This window comes from Devosia sp. (genome assembly GCF_024707125.1).
Classification (GTDB): Bacteria; Pseudomonadota; Alphaproteobacteria; order Rhizobiales; family Devosiaceae; genus Devosia.
The window spans coordinates 84773-99779 of the sequence record NZ_JANQAH010000002.1; the positions used below are offsets into that span (position 1 = coordinate 84773).

At 61.5% G+C, this 15007-nt stretch carries 15 protein-coding genes and 1 pseudogene; 14 read left to right on the forward strand and 2 right to left on the reverse strand.

Going from position 1 to position 15007, the window contains the following annotated elements; all coding sequences use genetic code 11:
* Positions 1-74 precede the first annotated feature (74 nt).
* Positions 75-938, forward strand: coding sequence for an aminoglycoside phosphotransferase family protein (locus NVV77_RS00940; RefSeq protein WP_295409813.1), 864 nt, complete (start codon positions 75-77; stop codon positions 936-938).
* Here the strand turns inward: NVV77_RS00940 and NVV77_RS00945 are convergent.
* Positions 935-1516 carry a hypothetical protein gene (locus NVV77_RS00945; protein ID WP_295409814.1) on the reverse strand — a complete coding sequence of 194 codons (582 nt, stop codon included), beginning with the start codon at positions 1514-1516 and terminating at the stop codon, positions 935-937. The genes NVV77_RS00940 and NVV77_RS00945 overlap by 4 nt on opposite strands.
* A gap of 77 nt (positions 1517-1593) precedes the next feature.
* Between NVV77_RS00945 and NVV77_RS00950 the strand changes: the two genes are divergently transcribed.
* The 4 genes from NVV77_RS00950 (at position 1594) to NVV77_RS00965 (ending at position 5112) form a co-directional block, all read left to right on the forward strand.
* Positions 1594-1959 carry a DUF4180 domain-containing protein gene (locus NVV77_RS00950; protein ID WP_295409816.1) on the forward strand — a complete coding sequence of 122 codons (366 nt, stop codon included), beginning with the start codon at positions 1594-1596 and terminating at the stop codon, positions 1957-1959.
* On the forward strand, positions 1959-2654 hold the full coding sequence (locus NVV77_RS00955) for a ribonuclease HII (protein WP_295409818.1): 696 nt from the start codon (positions 1959-1961) through the stop codon (positions 2652-2654). The genes NVV77_RS00950 and NVV77_RS00955 overlap by 1 nt, the downstream gene beginning before the upstream one ends.
* An 82-nt stretch (positions 2655-2736) precedes the next feature.
* Positions 2737-3870 (forward strand): site-specific DNA-methyltransferase, encoded by a 1134-nt coding sequence (locus NVV77_RS00960; RefSeq protein ID WP_295409820.1) that lies wholly within the window; start codon positions 2737-2739, stop codon positions 3868-3870.
* A 126-nt stretch (positions 3871-3996) separates the two neighbouring features.
* A complete protein-coding gene (locus NVV77_RS00965) occupies positions 3997-5112 on the forward strand; it encodes a hypothetical protein (protein WP_295409822.1) in 1116 nt (371 codons plus the stop codon).
* A gap of 188 nt (positions 5113-5300) precedes the next feature.
* On the opposite strand, the gene mutY is transcribed toward NVV77_RS00965, so the two are convergent.
* Positions 5301-6353, reverse strand: a complete 1053-nt coding sequence (gene mutY / locus NVV77_RS00970; RefSeq protein ID WP_295409824.1) for an A/G-specific adenine glycosylase — start codon at positions 6351-6353, stop codon at positions 5301-5303.
* Positions 6354-6588: 235 nt separating this feature from the next.
* Between mutY and NVV77_RS00975 the strand changes: the two genes are divergently transcribed.
* The 9 genes and pseudogenes from NVV77_RS00975 to NVV77_RS01015 all read left to right on the forward strand — a co-directional run bounded on the left by NVV77_RS00975 (position 6589) and on the right by NVV77_RS01015 (position 14468).
* Entirely contained in the window at positions 6589-6795 is a 207-nt protein-coding gene (locus NVV77_RS00975) for a hypothetical protein (protein WP_295409827.1), read from the forward strand.
* Between the two features lie 15 nt (positions 6796-6810).
* On the forward strand, positions 6811-7107 hold the full coding sequence (locus NVV77_RS00980) for a hypothetical protein (RefSeq protein WP_295409830.1): 297 nt from the start codon (positions 6811-6813) through the stop codon (positions 7105-7107).
* A gap of 90 nt (positions 7108-7197) precedes the next feature.
* Positions 7198-7998, forward strand: coding sequence for a DsbA family protein (locus NVV77_RS00985; RefSeq protein WP_295409833.1), 801 nt, complete (start codon positions 7198-7200; stop codon positions 7996-7998).
* Between the two features lie 99 nt (positions 7999-8097).
* Positions 8098-11552, forward strand: a pseudogene (locus tag NVV77_RS00990) (chromosome segregation SMC family protein).
* A gap of 229 nt (positions 11553-11781) precedes the next feature.
* Complete coding sequence (locus tag NVV77_RS00995) at positions 11782-12159, forward strand: AtpZ/AtpI family protein (protein WP_295409835.1); 378 nt, start codon at positions 11782-11784, stop codon at positions 12157-12159.
* Positions 12160-12180: 21 nt separating this feature from the next.
* Positions 12181-12954, forward strand: a complete 774-nt coding sequence (locus NVV77_RS01000; RefSeq protein ID WP_295409838.1) for a F0F1 ATP synthase subunit A — start codon at positions 12181-12183, stop codon at positions 12952-12954.
* A gap of 63 nt (positions 12955-13017) precedes the next feature.
* Complete coding sequence (locus NVV77_RS01005; protein WP_035087599.1) at positions 13018-13245, forward strand: F0F1 ATP synthase subunit C; 228 nt, start codon at positions 13018-13020, stop codon at positions 13243-13245.
* A gap of 98 nt (positions 13246-13343) precedes the next feature.
* Positions 13344-13979 carry a F0F1 ATP synthase subunit B gene (locus NVV77_RS01010; RefSeq protein ID WP_295409843.1) on the forward strand — a complete coding sequence of 212 codons (636 nt, stop codon included), beginning with the start codon at positions 13344-13346 and terminating at the stop codon, positions 13977-13979.
* A 6-nt stretch (positions 13980-13985) separates the two neighbouring features.
* A complete protein-coding gene (locus NVV77_RS01015; RefSeq protein ID WP_295409845.1) occupies positions 13986-14468 on the forward strand; it encodes an ATP F0F1 synthase subunit B in 483 nt (160 codons plus the stop codon).
* Positions 14469-15007 lie beyond the last annotated feature (539 nt).

Consider the following 15007-nt stretch of genomic DNA (forward strand, 5'->3'; position numbering starts at 1 on the left):
TAAATCGAGGGTGAGACCGCCACGAAATTTCTGCATCGTCAACGAGGCAAATTGTGCCAGAAATTCCCGCCCACATGTCTCTCGAGCGCCTGCGCGAACTGGCCGTCGCCGGCCACCCCCAATTTGCCGGCGCCCGCTTCACGATTCTGGCCGATGGCTGGGATAGCGTCGCCCTCGATATCGACGATCGCTACATCATAAAATTCCCGCGCCACGAGGTGGCCGAACAGTCCCTCCGCCGCGAAGTGCTGCTGCTCTCCGTCATCGGCCCACGTGTCCTGATGCCCGTGCCGCGCATGGATCTCCACGACATCCCCGTCACCCACACGATCCACACCAAACTGCCCGGCAGCGCGCTCGACCCCGCCGCCTATGCCAAGGTGCCCGAGAGCATGCGCGCCGAAATCGGCGAACGCCTCGGTCAGTTTTATGCCCATCTCCACGCCATCCACCCGGACCTCCTCGCCCATGCCGGCGCCGGCCCGGTGCAGGAATGGCTCGATGCCGACACGATCCGTAGGCGTATCGAGCCCCATCTGCCCCCCGCCCTCGCGCCCTGGGCCGAAGAGGCGTTGGAAAAGCTGGTCGGACTTGGACCCGATCCCCACGGCATCACCTATGGGCTCTTTGACGGCCATGGCTGGAACATGGCCCATGACGTCGCCCAAAACCGGTTCGGCGGCATCTTCGATTTCGGCGATTCCGGCTTTGGGCCGCTGCATCAGGAATTCATCTATTCCAACCTGACCTCGCCCGATCTCACGGCTCGGATCATCGACAGCTACGAGCGCCACACCGGTCGCACGCTCGACCGCGACCGCATCACCCTCCTCACCGATATCCACCGCCTCTGGGAACTTGCCGAGGAACATGAAAATGCCGAAGGCACGGCCGAAAAGATCGAAGCCGCCCACGCCTGGGTCGGCATGCGCCCCTAGTACTGTTCCACTTTCCGCGCGTAAGTAGACATGAAATCGAGCGAGGCCATCACGCCCTGCAGCGACAGCCAGATATCGGCCGGCTGTTCCGCGCCCGTCATCGGCACGATGAGTTTGAGCGAAGCCCGCTCCTTCATCCGCTCGATCAGTTGCGCCTCAAGATCGGCATCGGCTACAAAATACTGATTGGTGACGTTGAACCGCGTCTCCAGTTCCTCACCCATGGCCAGCATCACCGGCCCGTCCCCGGCAAACAGCAGCCGCATCGGCCGGCTCTCGTCATAAGAGCCCTCATCCACCGCCACGGTGATGGCAAGATCAAGCTCGCCATCAAGCCGATTGCGGATCAGCGTAAGCTTATAGGCCGGCAGACTGGCGCTGTTCTGCATCTGGCTACCGGTGCTGGCAAAGCACGAATAGCCATAATAATCGGCCGAATCTTCCACGATGGCGTCCGGGCAAGCCGCCAGCCAATCGCGAAAATACTCGCGCCACTCGCCATAAGAATGATGAAAAGGTTCGGCTACTGCGGGCACGGTGAGCAGCAGCAGGGCGGCAAGGCGTGCACAAGCGCGCATCAAAACACTCTCGTCTTTGCCCCCCGGCCAGACTCTTATATCAGTGACCCCAGAAAAATGACCAGAGGACGACAGGCGTGGCCATCGAGAAGATAAACGGCCTCAATGTGATGCTGCTCGACGATACCGGGCCACGACTCGGTTCCGAGCAGGACGCGCTCGACGTCATCGGCGCCACCTATGGGCTCGAAGTCGACGCCGTTGCCATTCCCGTTGCACGCCTCGATCCCGACTTTTTCATCCTCAGCAACAGACAAGCCGGGCACTTCATCCAAAAACTGCAGAACTATTCCATGCGCCTCGTCATCCTCGGCGACATCTCTGCCGCCATGGCGAGCAGCAAGGCCCTCACCGATTTCGTCGGCGAAACCAATCGCATCGGCCACCATTTCTTTGCCGCCGATCGCGCCGCCATGGAGGCCGGCTTCGGCCGGGTCCACTGATGGCCCGCAAGACCACCGTCACGATCGAATCCACCGCCGAACTCTTCGCGCCGGAAGCCGACTTCCCCGATTTCAGCCACGAGCAAATGGCCTATGACCGCGGCGCGCGCTGTGTCGTCGGCGTCGACGAAGCCGGCCGCGGCCCGCTCGCCGGCCCCGTCGTCGTCTCCGCCGTTCGACTCGACCCCAATCGCATCCCAACAGGCCTCAACGATTCCAAAAAACTGACGCCCGAGCGCCGCTCCGAACTCTTCGAAGAAATTTTGGCCGTCGCCGATGTCGCCATCGTCAGCGCCCCGCCCTCGGACATTCTCAATCTCAACATCCGTGGTGCTACCCTTGCCGCCATGGCCCGAGCCGTCCGCGCCCTTCCCTGCACCGCCGATTGCGTCCTCGTCGATGGCCGCGACGTCCCCCCCGGTCTCCCTTGCCCCGGCATTGCGCTGATCGGTGGCGATGGCCGCAGCGTCTCCATCGCCGCCGCCTCCATCGTCGCCAAAGTCATGCGCGACCGCATGTGCGCCATCATGGATTGCGACGCGCCCGATTTCGGCTTTGCCGGCCACAAGGGCTATGGCACCGCCGCGCACCTGAAGGCTCTGAACCTCCATGGCCCCAGCCGCCACCACCGCTCGGCCTTTGCTCCGGTCGCTGCGCTGCTGCTCCAAAAGGCAACTGTCACAATCGAGGGTTAACCCCTCGCTAACCCCTTACAAACGCTCCATTAACCCTGACGAAGTACAAAGGCATGGTTAGTACTGCGTTAGGGATAGTTGCATGTTGCGTACCGCGCGTACGGCCCAGTCGGCCGATGCGGAGGAGGCTTCCCGCCTTCCGATCGACACCATTCTCGTGGGCGATTGCATCGACCACATGAATGCCTTGCCGGCCGGCTCCGTCGATCTCATCTTTGCCGATCCGCCCTATAACCTGCAGCTGGAGCAAGGCCTTACCCGCCCCGACCAGTCAAAGGTCGATGCGGTCGACGACGATTGGGACAAGTTTGACTCGTTTGCCCACTATGACGCGTTCACCCGCGGCTGGCTGAAAGCTGCCCGCCGCGTCCTGAAGCCCGATGGCGCCATCTGGGTCATCGGCTCCTATCACAATATTTTCCGCGTCGGCACGGCGCTCCAGGATCTCGATTTCTGGATGCTCAACGACGTCATCTGGCGCAAGGCCAACCCGATGCCGAATTTCCGTGGCACCCGGTTCACCAATGCGCATGAGACCCTGATCTGGGCTTCGAAAAGCCAGAAGAGCCGCGTGACCTTCAACTATGAAGCCATGAAGCTCGCGAACGACGACACGCAGATGCGGAGCGATTGGCTCTTCCCCATCTGCACCGGCGCCGAACGCCTCAAGAATGAAGACGACGACAAGGTCCATCCGACCCAGAAGCCGGAAGCCCTGTTGTTCCGCATTCTCAATGCGACGACCAAGCCAGGCGATATCGTCCTCGACCCCTTCTTCGGCACCGGCACCACCGGCGCCGTCGCCCGAAAGCTCGGCCGCCACTTCATCGGCATCGAGCGCGAAGAAACCTATGTTGCCGCGGCCCGCAATCGCATCGCCTCGATCCGTCCCGCGGTCTTCGACGCGCTGCAGTCGGTCACGCCAAAGCGCAAGGAAACTCGCATTCCCTTCGGATCGCTGGTCGAACAGGGGCTGATCGAACCGGGCGCGCAACTTTTCGACTTAACGAAACGTTACTCCGCCATGGTTCGTGCAGACGGCTCACTCGTCTCGGGTCCGCACCAGGGGTCGATCCACAAGGTCGGCGCTTTGGTTCAGGGCGCCGAGGCATGCAACGGGTGGACCTTCTGGCACCACGACTATCTTGGCGTCGCCGAGCCCATTGATGTCCTCAGGGCCAGCGTTCGTCAAAAACTTGATTTGCTTTCTGCCTGATCCTGACCTCCAATCATTATTCAGGCTCTATAACTGGCCGCCGGTTTGCCCCGGCGGCCTTTTTGTTTGTGCGGACAGGAAACATAGTATAAGAACATAACGAGTACATGCAAAAAGGTCGTGCAATTGAGCGAAGACGATAAGGCAAATGATCAAAATGACGCCAGAACTAATTCTTCGGCAGAGAAGATCAAACGGCCAAAGTCTCCTCGTCCCTTCCCATCGGCTACCTTGGAGAAGTCTCTTTCCATAGCGTTGGCGATTAAGGAAAAGAATGCCGGTAATCCTTGGCAGCCTACCCAAGTAGCCAAGGCCCTGAATATGGGGGCGAAATCGAGCGCGCTAGATACATATGCGCGGGCGTCGCAACTGTATGGACTTACCAGCGGATCGCGCCAATCACCCGCATTTTCTCTAGAGAAGCTTGGGCGCGAAATTGTGTACGCCCCAAGTCCCGACGCGCTAATTGGGGCACGGCGTCGTGCATTTTTGAACGTCGAACTATTCGCAAAGGTTCTGCAGTACTACAAAGGCAACAACCTACCAGAATTCGAATACCTGTCTAACACCCTAAATTTGGAGTTCGGCCTCCCCGCTGAGTGGCACCAAGAATTCAGGGACATCTTCATAGAGAACTGCCGGTATTGTGAGATTGGCAATCAATGGACCGGGCTGGAATCTACACCGGTTCAACAACAACGCACCCCAACAGCGGCTACATCACCAGTCATAAGCTCCTTCGCCGCATCAGAAAATCGCGAAGGCAAACGATGTTTTGTTATTATGCCGTTCACGGAGCGTATTCCTAACAGGAGTGCCGGATTTTTTGCCGAGGTCTTCGACAGCCTGATAAAACCGGCAGCTGAAGCAGCTGGATTTGATGTATCCACCGCAAATACCGATGGCAGCGAGGTGATTCAGTCCACCATAATAAATGAGCTGATGGATGCGGATCTGGTGGTTGCAGACTTAACCGATCATAACCCGAATGTTCTTTTCGAACTCGGCCTAAGGATGTCTCAGGAGAAGCCTGTGGCGATCATAAAAACATCGGATACGGGCAGAATATTTGATGTGGACAACATGCTGAGGGTTTTTGAATACAACGAGAATATGTGGCCAAGCACAATCAAGACCGACATCCCTTCTCTAGAGGGGCATATCCGCGCCACCTGGGACAAAAGGGACACCAATAGAACCTACATGTCTATACTGCGCGCGAATGGCCTAAACAATCACTGATGGCCCATTCTGGGCATGATCCAAGTGTATTCTGGCCGTAGTCAGTTGCGCCACTAGGACAGATACAACTGGGTGGGCGGTCATCGCCTTCTCCATCGTCATTGCCGGGCTTGTCCCGGCAATCCATCTCACCTCCGCGTGGGCCACCGATAAGTCGCAACGCGTTTCGGCAATCGAAATCGACTCGCTTATTCTAACCCCGCCTGCGCCAGCACTTTTCTGAACAGCGTCGGCAGCGCCTCGCCCTTCAGCGCCGATGGAGGGCTCCACCAGCCTTGCTCAAAACCATCCGGTGGCACCAGCGAGGACCACACTTCCAGCTCCAGTCGGAAATGGGTGAAGACATGCACCACCTGCCCGCGATGGCGCCACTGGCCGGCGACTGGATAGGCAACCTCCGACAGGTCTGAAACCCAATCCGAGGTCGGTACTTCTGTCATGCCGCCCAGCAGCCCCTTGCTCGGCCGCGATTGCAGGTAAACATCGCCACCGGCGTCGGTCATGACAAAGGCATGGCCGCGCCGCACCGGGCGCTCGGCTTTCACCGGCTTGATGGGATAAAGCGTCGGCTCGCCCTCCCGCGTCGCGCGGCAATCGGGCTGCAACGGACAGATCAGGCAAGAGGCAGCCCTTGGCGCGCAGATCGTCGCGCCAAGATCCATCATGGCCTGCGCAAAATCGCCTGACCGCTGCGGCACATTTTGCTGCAATGCATCCCGCAATTCGTCCTTCGCCTCGCGCACCGGCACATCAAGCGCATAGTAGCGTGCGAGGACGCGATCGAGATTGCCGTCGAGCACCGCAATCCGCTCATCAAAGCAGATCGCCGCAATAGCCGCACTGGTATAGGCGCCGATCCCCGGCAAGGTCTGCAAGCCTTCCGAGGTTTTTGGAAAGACGCCGCCATGCTCGTCAACCACCGCCTTGGCGCAAGCGTGCAGATTTCGCGCCCGCGCATAATAGCCAAGCCCCGCCCATTCACGCAGCACCGCGTCGAGCGGCGCCGCTGCAAGATCAAAAACGGTCGGCCAGAGATGAGTAAAGCGCAGAAAATACTTCTGCACCGCCGCCACCGTCGTCTGCTGCAGCATCACCTCGCTGAGCCAGACCCGATAGGGATCGGCATGCACGCCCTTCGCGCGATCCGAAGGCGAAACGCGCCAGGGCAGATCGCGGGCATGACGATCATACCAGGCGAGCACGGCTTCGGCGTCGATTGGGTGGGGCGCAATGAGGGGCATGGCGGATGGATATAGTTTTTGGGGTATGGGCTTCAAGAAGAATACCCCCAACCTCGGCATGCCATCTTCGGGCCTGACCCGAGGACACTTCACTTGGCGATGGCGGCGCAAGTGTAGAGCCCTCGGGTCAAGCCCGAGGGTGACGACCGCGGGATGGGAGGGTGACGGTCTGATGATACGCGCGGGGCCGCACGCGCCGCTTGCGTGTTATTCTCCCCAGCGCTACTCCCACCCCATGGCCGAAAAAGAACCGCCCGAACCCAAGCGCAGGAACAAGACACTCAGCGTTGCTGACGTGCTTTCGGGCGCGCTCGATCCGGTGCTGAAAAAGCGCGGCTTTGCGACCAAGGACATCATCACCCATTGGCGCGTCATCGCCCCGACGCCCTATGACCAGACTACCATTCCCGACAAACTGGTCTGGCCGCGCAGCGCCGCCTAAAGCCACGAAGGCGCGGTGCTTTATCTCCGCTGTGGCCCCGGCCAGGCCCTCTTCGTGCAACACGCCGCGCCCGATATCGCCATGGCGGTAAACCGCTATTTTGGCTACCTGCTCGTCAACGAGGTCTGCCTCTCCGCCGAGCTATTCACCCCCGGTTCAGGCGCCAAGGCGCAAAAGAACAGGCAACCGAGCCAGAGCGAAATCGCAAAGGTCGGCGCCACGGTCGAAAAGATCGAGGATACGGATCTGCGGGAAGCGTTGCGGGCATTGGGCCTGGCGCTCTCCGGCAGATCGGAGCCAAAGGGCAGATAGACCGTTCACCCCCAAGTGATAATCATGCCCACTTGCCGACACCAAGCCCATGTGTAGTGTCGCGCAGAACAATAATCAGGAGCCTGACACGTGAAGTTCAACCGTCGCGAGACCCTCATCCTTGCCGCCTCTGCGTCGGCGCTCAGCCTTTGCGGCCTCAGCGCGGCCCAGGCCGCCGAAGGCGACGTTGTCGACCAGGCCAAGCTTCTCGCCCCCGCCGGCAATATCCCCGACAAGATCCAGGGCAATGCCGACGCCCCGGTCACGGTCATCGAATATGCGTCGCCGACCTGCCCGCATTGCGCCACCTTCCACAACACGGTCTATGAGCCGTTCAAGGCCGAATATGTCGATACCGGCAAGGTAAAATTCATCCTGCGCCCCTTCGTGCGCAACGTGCTCGACGCCGCCATCTTCATGCTGGCCGAAGCCGCTGGCGAGACCAACTACCACAACGTCATCTCGACCTATTTCAAGACCCAGGGCGAATGGGGCGTTTCCGAAACCCCGCGCGATGCGATCTACACCATCGCGACCCAGCTCGGTTTTACCAAGGAAAGCTTCGATGCTGCCTTGACGAATCAGGACCTGTTCACTGGCATGGAAGCCATGCGCGAACAGGCGCTGAACGAATTCGGGCTCCAGGGCACGCCGACCTTCTATGTCAATGGCAAGACGCTTTCCGGTGACAAGACGCTCGAGCAGCTCGCTGCCGAGATCGATCCCCTTGTGCCCGCCGATTTCGTCGCTCCTGCTGCCGGTGCAGCTGCGACTCCTGCCCCGGCAACCGATGCAATGGCACCGGCCGCCGACGCCATGGCGCCCGCTGCTGACGCAATGGCTCCGGCTCCGGGCGCTGACGCAATGGCTCCGGCCGCTCCTGCGCAATAAGCTCAGCCTACTCGATTGGCACCTCTCCCTTGATGGGGGAGGTTGGGAAGGGGTGTTGACTGGCTCAACACCCCGTCTCCTTTTCAGGCGGCTGGACGCATGAAGTTCTCCCGCCTCAAACTCCACGGCTTCAAAAGCTTCTCCGACGAGACCACCCTCGTCATGGAACCGGGCCTGACCGGCATTGTCGGCCCCAACGGCTGCGGCAAGTCCAACCTTGTCGAAGCCATGCGCTGGGTCATGGGTGAAAACTCATACAAGGCCATGCGCGCCTCCGGCATGGACGACGTCATCTTCTCCGGCTCCGGCAATCGGCCCGGCCGCAATTCGGCCGAGGTGACGCTGGTCCTCGACAATGCCGACCGCACCGCCCCTGCCGCCCTCAACACCGCCGACATTCTGGAAGTCACCCGCCGCATCGAGCGCGAGGCCGGCTCCGTCTATCGCGTCAACGGCAAGGAAGTGCGCGCCCGCGACGTGCAGTTGCTCTTTGCCGATGCGTCCACGGGCGCCCATTCCCCCGCCATGGTCCGCCAGGGCCAGATCGGCGAACTCATCGCCGCCAAACCCACGGCCCGCCGCGCCCTTCTCGAAGAAGCCGCCGGCATTTCCGGCCTCCATTCCCGCCGCCACGAGGCCGAACTGCGCCTCCGTGCTGCCGAGAGCAATCTCGAGCGCGTCGACGACATCATCGGCCAGATCGGCAGCCAGCTCGAAACGCTAAAACGCCAGGCCCGCCTCGCCATCCGCTATCGCGGCCTCTCCGGCGACATCCGCCGCGCTGAAGCCACCCTCTTCCACATCCGCTGGGTCGCCACCCGCGCCGCCGAAAAGGAAGGCGAAGCCGCGCAAGCCGTCCTCATTAGAAAACTCGCCGATGCCACCCATGCCGAGCGCATGGCGCAAAAGAATGTCGAGGAAGCCGAAGCCGCCCTCGCGCCCCTCCGCGAGCGCGAGGCCGTCACCTCGGCCATTCTCCAGCGCTACAAAATCCTCTTCGAGCAATTGAGCGAAGAATCACGCCGCCTGCAGCAACGCCGCACCGAACTCGAAGAGCGCCTAAGACAGATTTCACAGGACGGCAGCCGCGAACGCGAACTGGTCAGCGAAAGCGAAGCGAGCCTTGCCGCCTATGCCGAGGAACAAGAACGCATCGAGGCCGAAGAAGAAGAGGCCATAGAAGGCCTAGAAGCCGCCCGCCGGCAAGCCGACGAAGCCCGCGCTGCCGCAGCCTCTGCTGAAACCGAATCCCGTCTTCTCAGTGATCGTCTCGCCCAGATGCGCGTGCGCCGCGGCCAGGCCCAGCGCGCCGTCGCCGATGCCGATCTCCGCCTCGAACGCCTGACCCGCGAAATCGCCGGCGTCGAAACCGACATGGCCAAAATTGCCGAAACCATTGCCGGCGACGAAACCCTGATGCGGCACCAAGACGCGCTCGAAGCCGCCCACGAAGAAGCAGAGATCGCCGAAAGCGCCGCCCTCACCGCCGAGGAAGAGGCCGCCGCAGCCCAGCAAAAGCTCGACGAAATGCGCCCGCGCCTCGCCGAACTCGACGCTCTGGTAACCGGCCTCGAAGCCGAAGCCTCGACTCTGGGCAAAATGCTCAATGTCGGCTCCAGCCTCTGGCCCGCCATTGTCGATGAGCTAAAAGTCGAGCCCGGCTACGAAACCGCCCTCGGCGCCGCTCTAGGCGACGATCTCGATGCCTCGTCGGACGCCGGCGCCCCGCTCCATTGGTCCATCGCCATCGAAGGCTATGACGATCCGCCGCTACCACAAGGCGCCGAGCCGCTCTCGCGCTATGTCACCGGCACGCCGCTCCTCAAACGCCGCCTCGACCAGATCGGCCTTATCAGTGACATTGTCGGCCCCGGCCTCATGCCCGCGCTCTGGCCCGGCCAGCGCCTCGTCACCGTCGAAGGCGCCATGTGGCGCTGGGATGGTTTTGTCGCAGCCGCCGACGCCCCAACGGCCGCGGCCCTCCGCCTCTCGCAGCGCAATCGCCTTGCCGAACTCGACGAAGAAGTTCTGCGCGCCAAGGCTGAACGCAATGCCTTCCGTCGCGACATCGACACGCAAACTTCTGCCCTCGACCTCGCCCGCCAGGCCGAACGCGCCCGCCGCGAAGACTGGCGCAAGGCCCGGCACGCCATCAGCCTCGCCCAGACCGAACTCGATCGTGCCCTCCGCGCCCAGGGCGAATTGGCCTCGCGCCGCTCCGCCCTCGAAGAAGCGCATATCCGTCTCCAGGCAAACCTCAGCGAAGCCGAAGCCGTCCGTGAAGAGGCCGCCATCATCCTCGAAGAAGCCGGCGAAGAAGACGATCTCGTAAATCGCCTCGAAGAAGAGCACGAACGCCTCGCGGCCCTCCGCGAACGTGCCGATCAGGCCCGCCTCAAACTCGGCAGCTTCGAAAGTACCGCCCGCATGCGCGCTTCCCGGCTCGATCAACTGGCCCGCGACCGCGCTTCCGGCAACGCCGGTTCGACGGCGCCGCGGCCCAACTCGCAACGCTCGACCAGCGCACTGCCGCCGTACAAGCCCAGCTCGACGAACTCGACGCCGCCCCCGAAGGCTTTGCCGATCGTCGCGCCCAGCTCGAAGACCAGATCGAAGACGCCTCGCTCGACCACCAGGAAGCCAGCGACCGCTTCAACGCCGCCCAGACCGCCTGGCGCGATCACGAAAGATCCCTGCGCGCCGCCGCCGAATCCCTCTCCGAAGTCCGCATCGACCTCACCCGCATCGAAGAGCGCTTGAAAGGCTCCATGGCCCAGCGCCAGCAGATCGAGCGCCAGGTCGAAGAAAGCCTCGGCATCCCCGCCAGCCGCACTTTGGAAGCCTCGGGCATCCGCCCCGAAGAGGCCCTGCCCCCCGAAACCGCAACCGAGCAAAAGCTCGAACGCCTCAAAGCCGAGCGTGAACGCCTCGGCGGGGTCAATCTCTCGGCCGAGAAGGAAGCCGAAGAGGTTCAGGAAAAGCTCGATACCATGGTCGCCGACCGCGACGACCTGATCGAAGCCATTGCCAAACTGCGCGGCGGCATTGCCGCGCTCAACCGCGAAGGTCGCGCCCGCCTTTCCGAGGCCTTTGGCAAGGTGAACGCCTATTTCCAGGAACTCTTCACCACCCTGTTCGGCGGCGGCACGGCCGAACTGACCTTCGTCGAAAGCGACGACCCGCTAGAAGCCGGCCTCGAAATCATCGCCCGCCCACCAGGCAAAAAGCCGCAGACCATGACCCTGCTCTCAGGCGGCGAACAGGCGCTCACCGCCATGAGCCTGATCTTTGCCGTCTTCCTCACCAATCCCGCGCCCATTTGCGTCCTCGACGAAGTCGATGCCCCGCTCGACGACGCCAATGTCGAACGCTTCTGCAATCTCCTCGACAGCATGCGCCAGCGCACCAATACCCGCTTCATGGTCATCACCCACAACCCGATCACCATGAGCCGCGTCGACCGCCTCTTCGGCGTCACCATGGCCGAGCGCGGCGTTTCCCAGCTCGTCTCCGTCGACCTGCAAACCGCCGAAAGCTTCCGCGAAGTCGTCTGACCTGCCCCAGAAGCGCCCAGGGAATCCCCTTCCCAGCCACGACTCCACCACAATTGAGCTGTGGACAGCATGCCGCACCCTTGGATTTCGTAAAAATCACACGGCAAATCAAAGACTTACCAGATCGTTACGCGCCTTGACACTATTTGGGGCCACCACTATGTTGCGCCCGACCTGAATAGGCACCCGGACCAATCTGGGAAAAGGCAGGCCAAGGGGGAGTAAGCGGATGGAAAAACCGCCCAAAATCCAGGGCCAGTCTGAAAATGCCAACGAGGCGACGCGTGATCTTGCATCGCGCATTGCTTCAGCCAAGCAGGAACGGCACCTTGAGGACAATAGATCCGCGGGGACCGATCCTGGGCAGATGAGCGGGATGGCGCGCGGCATGCGCATCGGTACCGAGTTCATCGCCGCGATTCTGGTGGGGACCGGCTTCGGCTACCTCATCGATCTTGGCCTGGGAACCAGCCCCTGGGGCTTGCTCATCATGTTCTTGGTGGGCTTTGCCGCTGGAATACTCAATGTCACCCGTGTGGTGGCGCAAATGAACGCCGCTTCGCCTCTCCCGCCCGCACAGGCCGGGAAAGACGAAACAGAAAAATGATGACGTTTAGAGGGCTCTATCTTGGCCGGTACTGATCCGATCCACCAGTTCGTCATCCAGGACATGTTCCCCATTCACCTTGGTGGTGATGGCACTGCAGGCAGTGGCCTGAATTTCTCCTTTACCAACTCTTCGCTGTTCATGGTGGCGACGGTCGCGGTTATTTCGCTGTACCTGATCCTGACCACTTCGGCGAAAAGTGTCATTCCGGGCCGCGCCCAGCTCGTCAGCGAGCTGCTTTATGGGTTCGTGGCCAATATGGTGAAAAGTGCCGCGGGCACTGCGGGCATGAAGTTCTTCCCGCTGGTGTTCTCGCTCTTCACCTTCATCTTCGTGGCCAACATGTTCGGCATGGTGCCGTACTTCTTCACCGTCACCAGCCACATCATCGTCACCTTCGCCCTCTCGATGCTGGTCTTCCTGACCGTCGTCATCTACGGCTTCGTCAAGAACGGTCCGAAGTTCCTGAAACTCTTCGTTCCCTCGGGCGTGCCGGGCTATATCCTTCCCATCGTGGCGCCGATCGAGTTCATCTCGTTCATGAGCCGCCCGATTTCGCTCTCTGTGCGTCTGTTCGGCAATATCCTGGCCGGTCACATCACGCTCAAAGTCTTCACCGGCTTCATCGTCACCATGAGCTCGCTGGGTTTCCTCGGCATTCTCGGTTCGGCGCTGCCGCTGATCATGGCCATTGCTCTTACTGGCCTCGAATTTCTCGTCGGTGCAGTCCAGGCGTATGTCTTCGCCGTCCTGACCTGCATGTATCTCAACGACGCGATCCATCCGTCTCACTAATCACTAGTCACGGCGGGCTGTTCCGCCAGAACCCCCGCTAAAGTCGCTTGAAAGGACTATAAAATGGAAGCTGAAGCCGCAAAGTTCATCGGTGCCGGCATTGCTTGTTTCGGTATGGCTGGCGCCGCCATCGGCGTGGCCAACATCTTCGGCAACTTCCTGTCGGGCGCCCTGCGCAACCCGTCTGCTGCCCCGAGCCAGTTCTCGAACCTGATCTTCGGCTTCGCCGTGACCGAAGCTCTGGGCATCTTCTCGTTCCTGGTTGCCCTGATCCTGCTGTTCGTCGCCTAATTCTGGCGCGACCGAATTATACGCAGCCGGGGCTATTCCCGGCTGCGCGTTCTTGTCCGGCCACGGCCGGTTGACCGGATTTTACGGGACCTCACCTGATGGTAACGCAAGTTTACGCCCAGGAAGCGGCTGCACCGGCCGAAGAGCATGTGGAAGACGCCGCGCACGGCGCGACCGATACCCATGCCGATCCGACCGCTGACACCCATGCCACCACCGAAGCCCATGGTGGCGAGCACGATTCAGGCGTTTTCCCGCCCTTCGACCCCGCGACCTTCCCCAGCCAGCTGCTCTGGCTCGCCATCACCTTTGGCGCGCTCTATGTGCTGATGAGCAAGGTTGCCCTGCCGCGCATCGGCAACATTCTTGAAAATCGCAAGAGCATTGTCGACGCAGACCTCGCTGCCGCCGATGCTTCCCGCCAGAAGACCGACGCTGCCATCGCCGCCTACGAAACGGCCCTGGCTGACGCGCGCTCAAAGGCCCAGGGTATTGCCAACGAGACCCGCGAAAAGATCCAGTCCGACCTCGCTTCCAAGCGCAGCGCCGTCGAAGCCGATCTGACCGCCAAGGTTACCGAAGCCGAGACCCGTATCGCCGCTACCAAGCGCGATGCCCTGACCCATGTCGACGAGATCGCCACCGAAACGGCCCAGACCGTCGTCGGCCAGATCATCGGCGATGTGTCGGCCGACAGCGTCCGCGCTGCCGTCGCCAAGGCCAGCAAGGAGTAAGCGACAATGGAACTCGACAACTCGTTCTACGCCCTTGTCGCCCTCGTCATCTTCATCGCGATGGCGCTGTACTTCGGCATCCCCCGCATCGTGGGCAAGATGCTCGACGGCCAGATCCAGAAGATCGCCGACGAACTGGCCCAGGCCAAGAAGCTGCGCGAAGAAGCTGCCGCCCTGCTCGTTGAATACGAACAGAAGCGCGTCGCTGCCGAAGCCGAAGCCCAGGGCATCATCGCTGCCGCCCAGGACGAAGCCACCCGCCTTGCTTCCGAAGCCCAGGCATCGCTGGCTGATCTCGTGACCCGCCGCACCAAGGCTGTGGAAGACAAGATCGCCCAGGCCGAAGCCCAGGCCGTAGCCGAAGTTCGCGCCCGCTCGGCCGACCTCGCCGTGGAAGCTGCCCGTCTCGTCCTCACCGACGAAATGAACAAGAAGGGTGGCCAAGTCGTCGACAAGGCCATCGCCGACGTAGCCGGTCGCCTGAACTAAGTTTTGTAATTTTGCAGAATTGAAAGGCGGGTCTTCGGGCCCGCCTTTTTTGTTTGTACCGTGAACGGCCGGCATGGCGTCGCCCCGCCCCTTTCTCCCTCCACTCCATCGTCATTGCCGGGCTTGTCCCGGCAATCCATCTCGCCTCCGGGCCGCCATCCTGCGGATGGCTTGGGACCACCGGGACAAGCCCGGTGGTGAGGACCAAGGATAAAGCTCGGCCAACCCAAACGCCCCAGTAGCCCTCATCCTGAGGTGCGGAGCGAAGCGAAGCCTCGAAGGGTTCTGACTGGCCGCAATCGCTCCGGTGGAGCGATTGCAAGGAAGAACGCCCAGAGCGCTATGCGCGTCGGGCTCTGGGCGTGCCCCGAATCCTCCCTTGCCACACCCTCCTGGTTCGAGACTACGCTCCGCTTCGCACCTCACCATGAGGGTTACTGCAAGGCTCAGCCGCCCTCCTCCCGTGAACATCCCCACACTCCGCGTTGACGCCACCACAATTTTTCCCCATGGTGCCCTCGACTGCGGGAGAGACTGGC

What these genes read in the sequence shown, in the direction of transcription:
- NVV77_RS00940 (WP_295409813.1), top strand. Translation starts at nt 75, where the DNA reads ATGTCTCTCGAGCGCCTGCGCGAACTGGCCGTCGCCGGCCACCCCCAA.
- NVV77_RS00945 (WP_295409814.1), bottom strand. Translation starts at nt 1,516, where the DNA reads ATGCGCGCTTGTGCACGCCTTGCCGCCCTGCTGCTGCTCACCGTGCCC.
- NVV77_RS00955 (WP_295409818.1), top strand. Translation starts at nt 1,959, where the DNA reads ATGGCCCGCAAGACCACCGTCACGATCGAATCCACCGCCGAACTCTTC.
- NVV77_RS00960 (WP_295409820.1), top strand. Translation starts at nt 2,737, where the DNA reads ATGTTGCGTACCGCGCGTACGGCCCAGTCGGCCGATGCGGAGGAGGCT.
- mutY (WP_295409824.1), bottom strand. Translation starts at nt 6,353, where the DNA reads ATGCCCCTCATTGCGCCCCACCCAATCGACGCCGAAGCCGTGCTCGCC.
- NVV77_RS00975 (WP_295409827.1), top strand. Translation starts at nt 6,589, where the DNA reads ATGGCCGAAAAAGAACCGCCCGAACCCAAGCGCAGGAACAAGACACTC.
- NVV77_RS00995 (WP_295409835.1), top strand. Translation starts at nt 11,782, where the DNA reads ATGGAAAAACCGCCCAAAATCCAGGGCCAGTCTGAAAATGCCAACGAG.
- NVV77_RS01005 (WP_035087599.1), top strand. Translation starts at nt 13,018, where the DNA reads ATGGAAGCTGAAGCCGCAAAGTTCATCGGTGCCGGCATTGCTTGTTTC.
- NVV77_RS01010 (WP_295409843.1), top strand. Translation starts at nt 13,344, where the DNA reads ATGGTAACGCAAGTTTACGCCCAGGAAGCGGCTGCACCGGCCGAAGAG.
- NVV77_RS01015 (WP_295409845.1), top strand. Translation starts at nt 13,986, where the DNA reads ATGGAACTCGACAACTCGTTCTACGCCCTTGTCGCCCTCGTCATCTTC.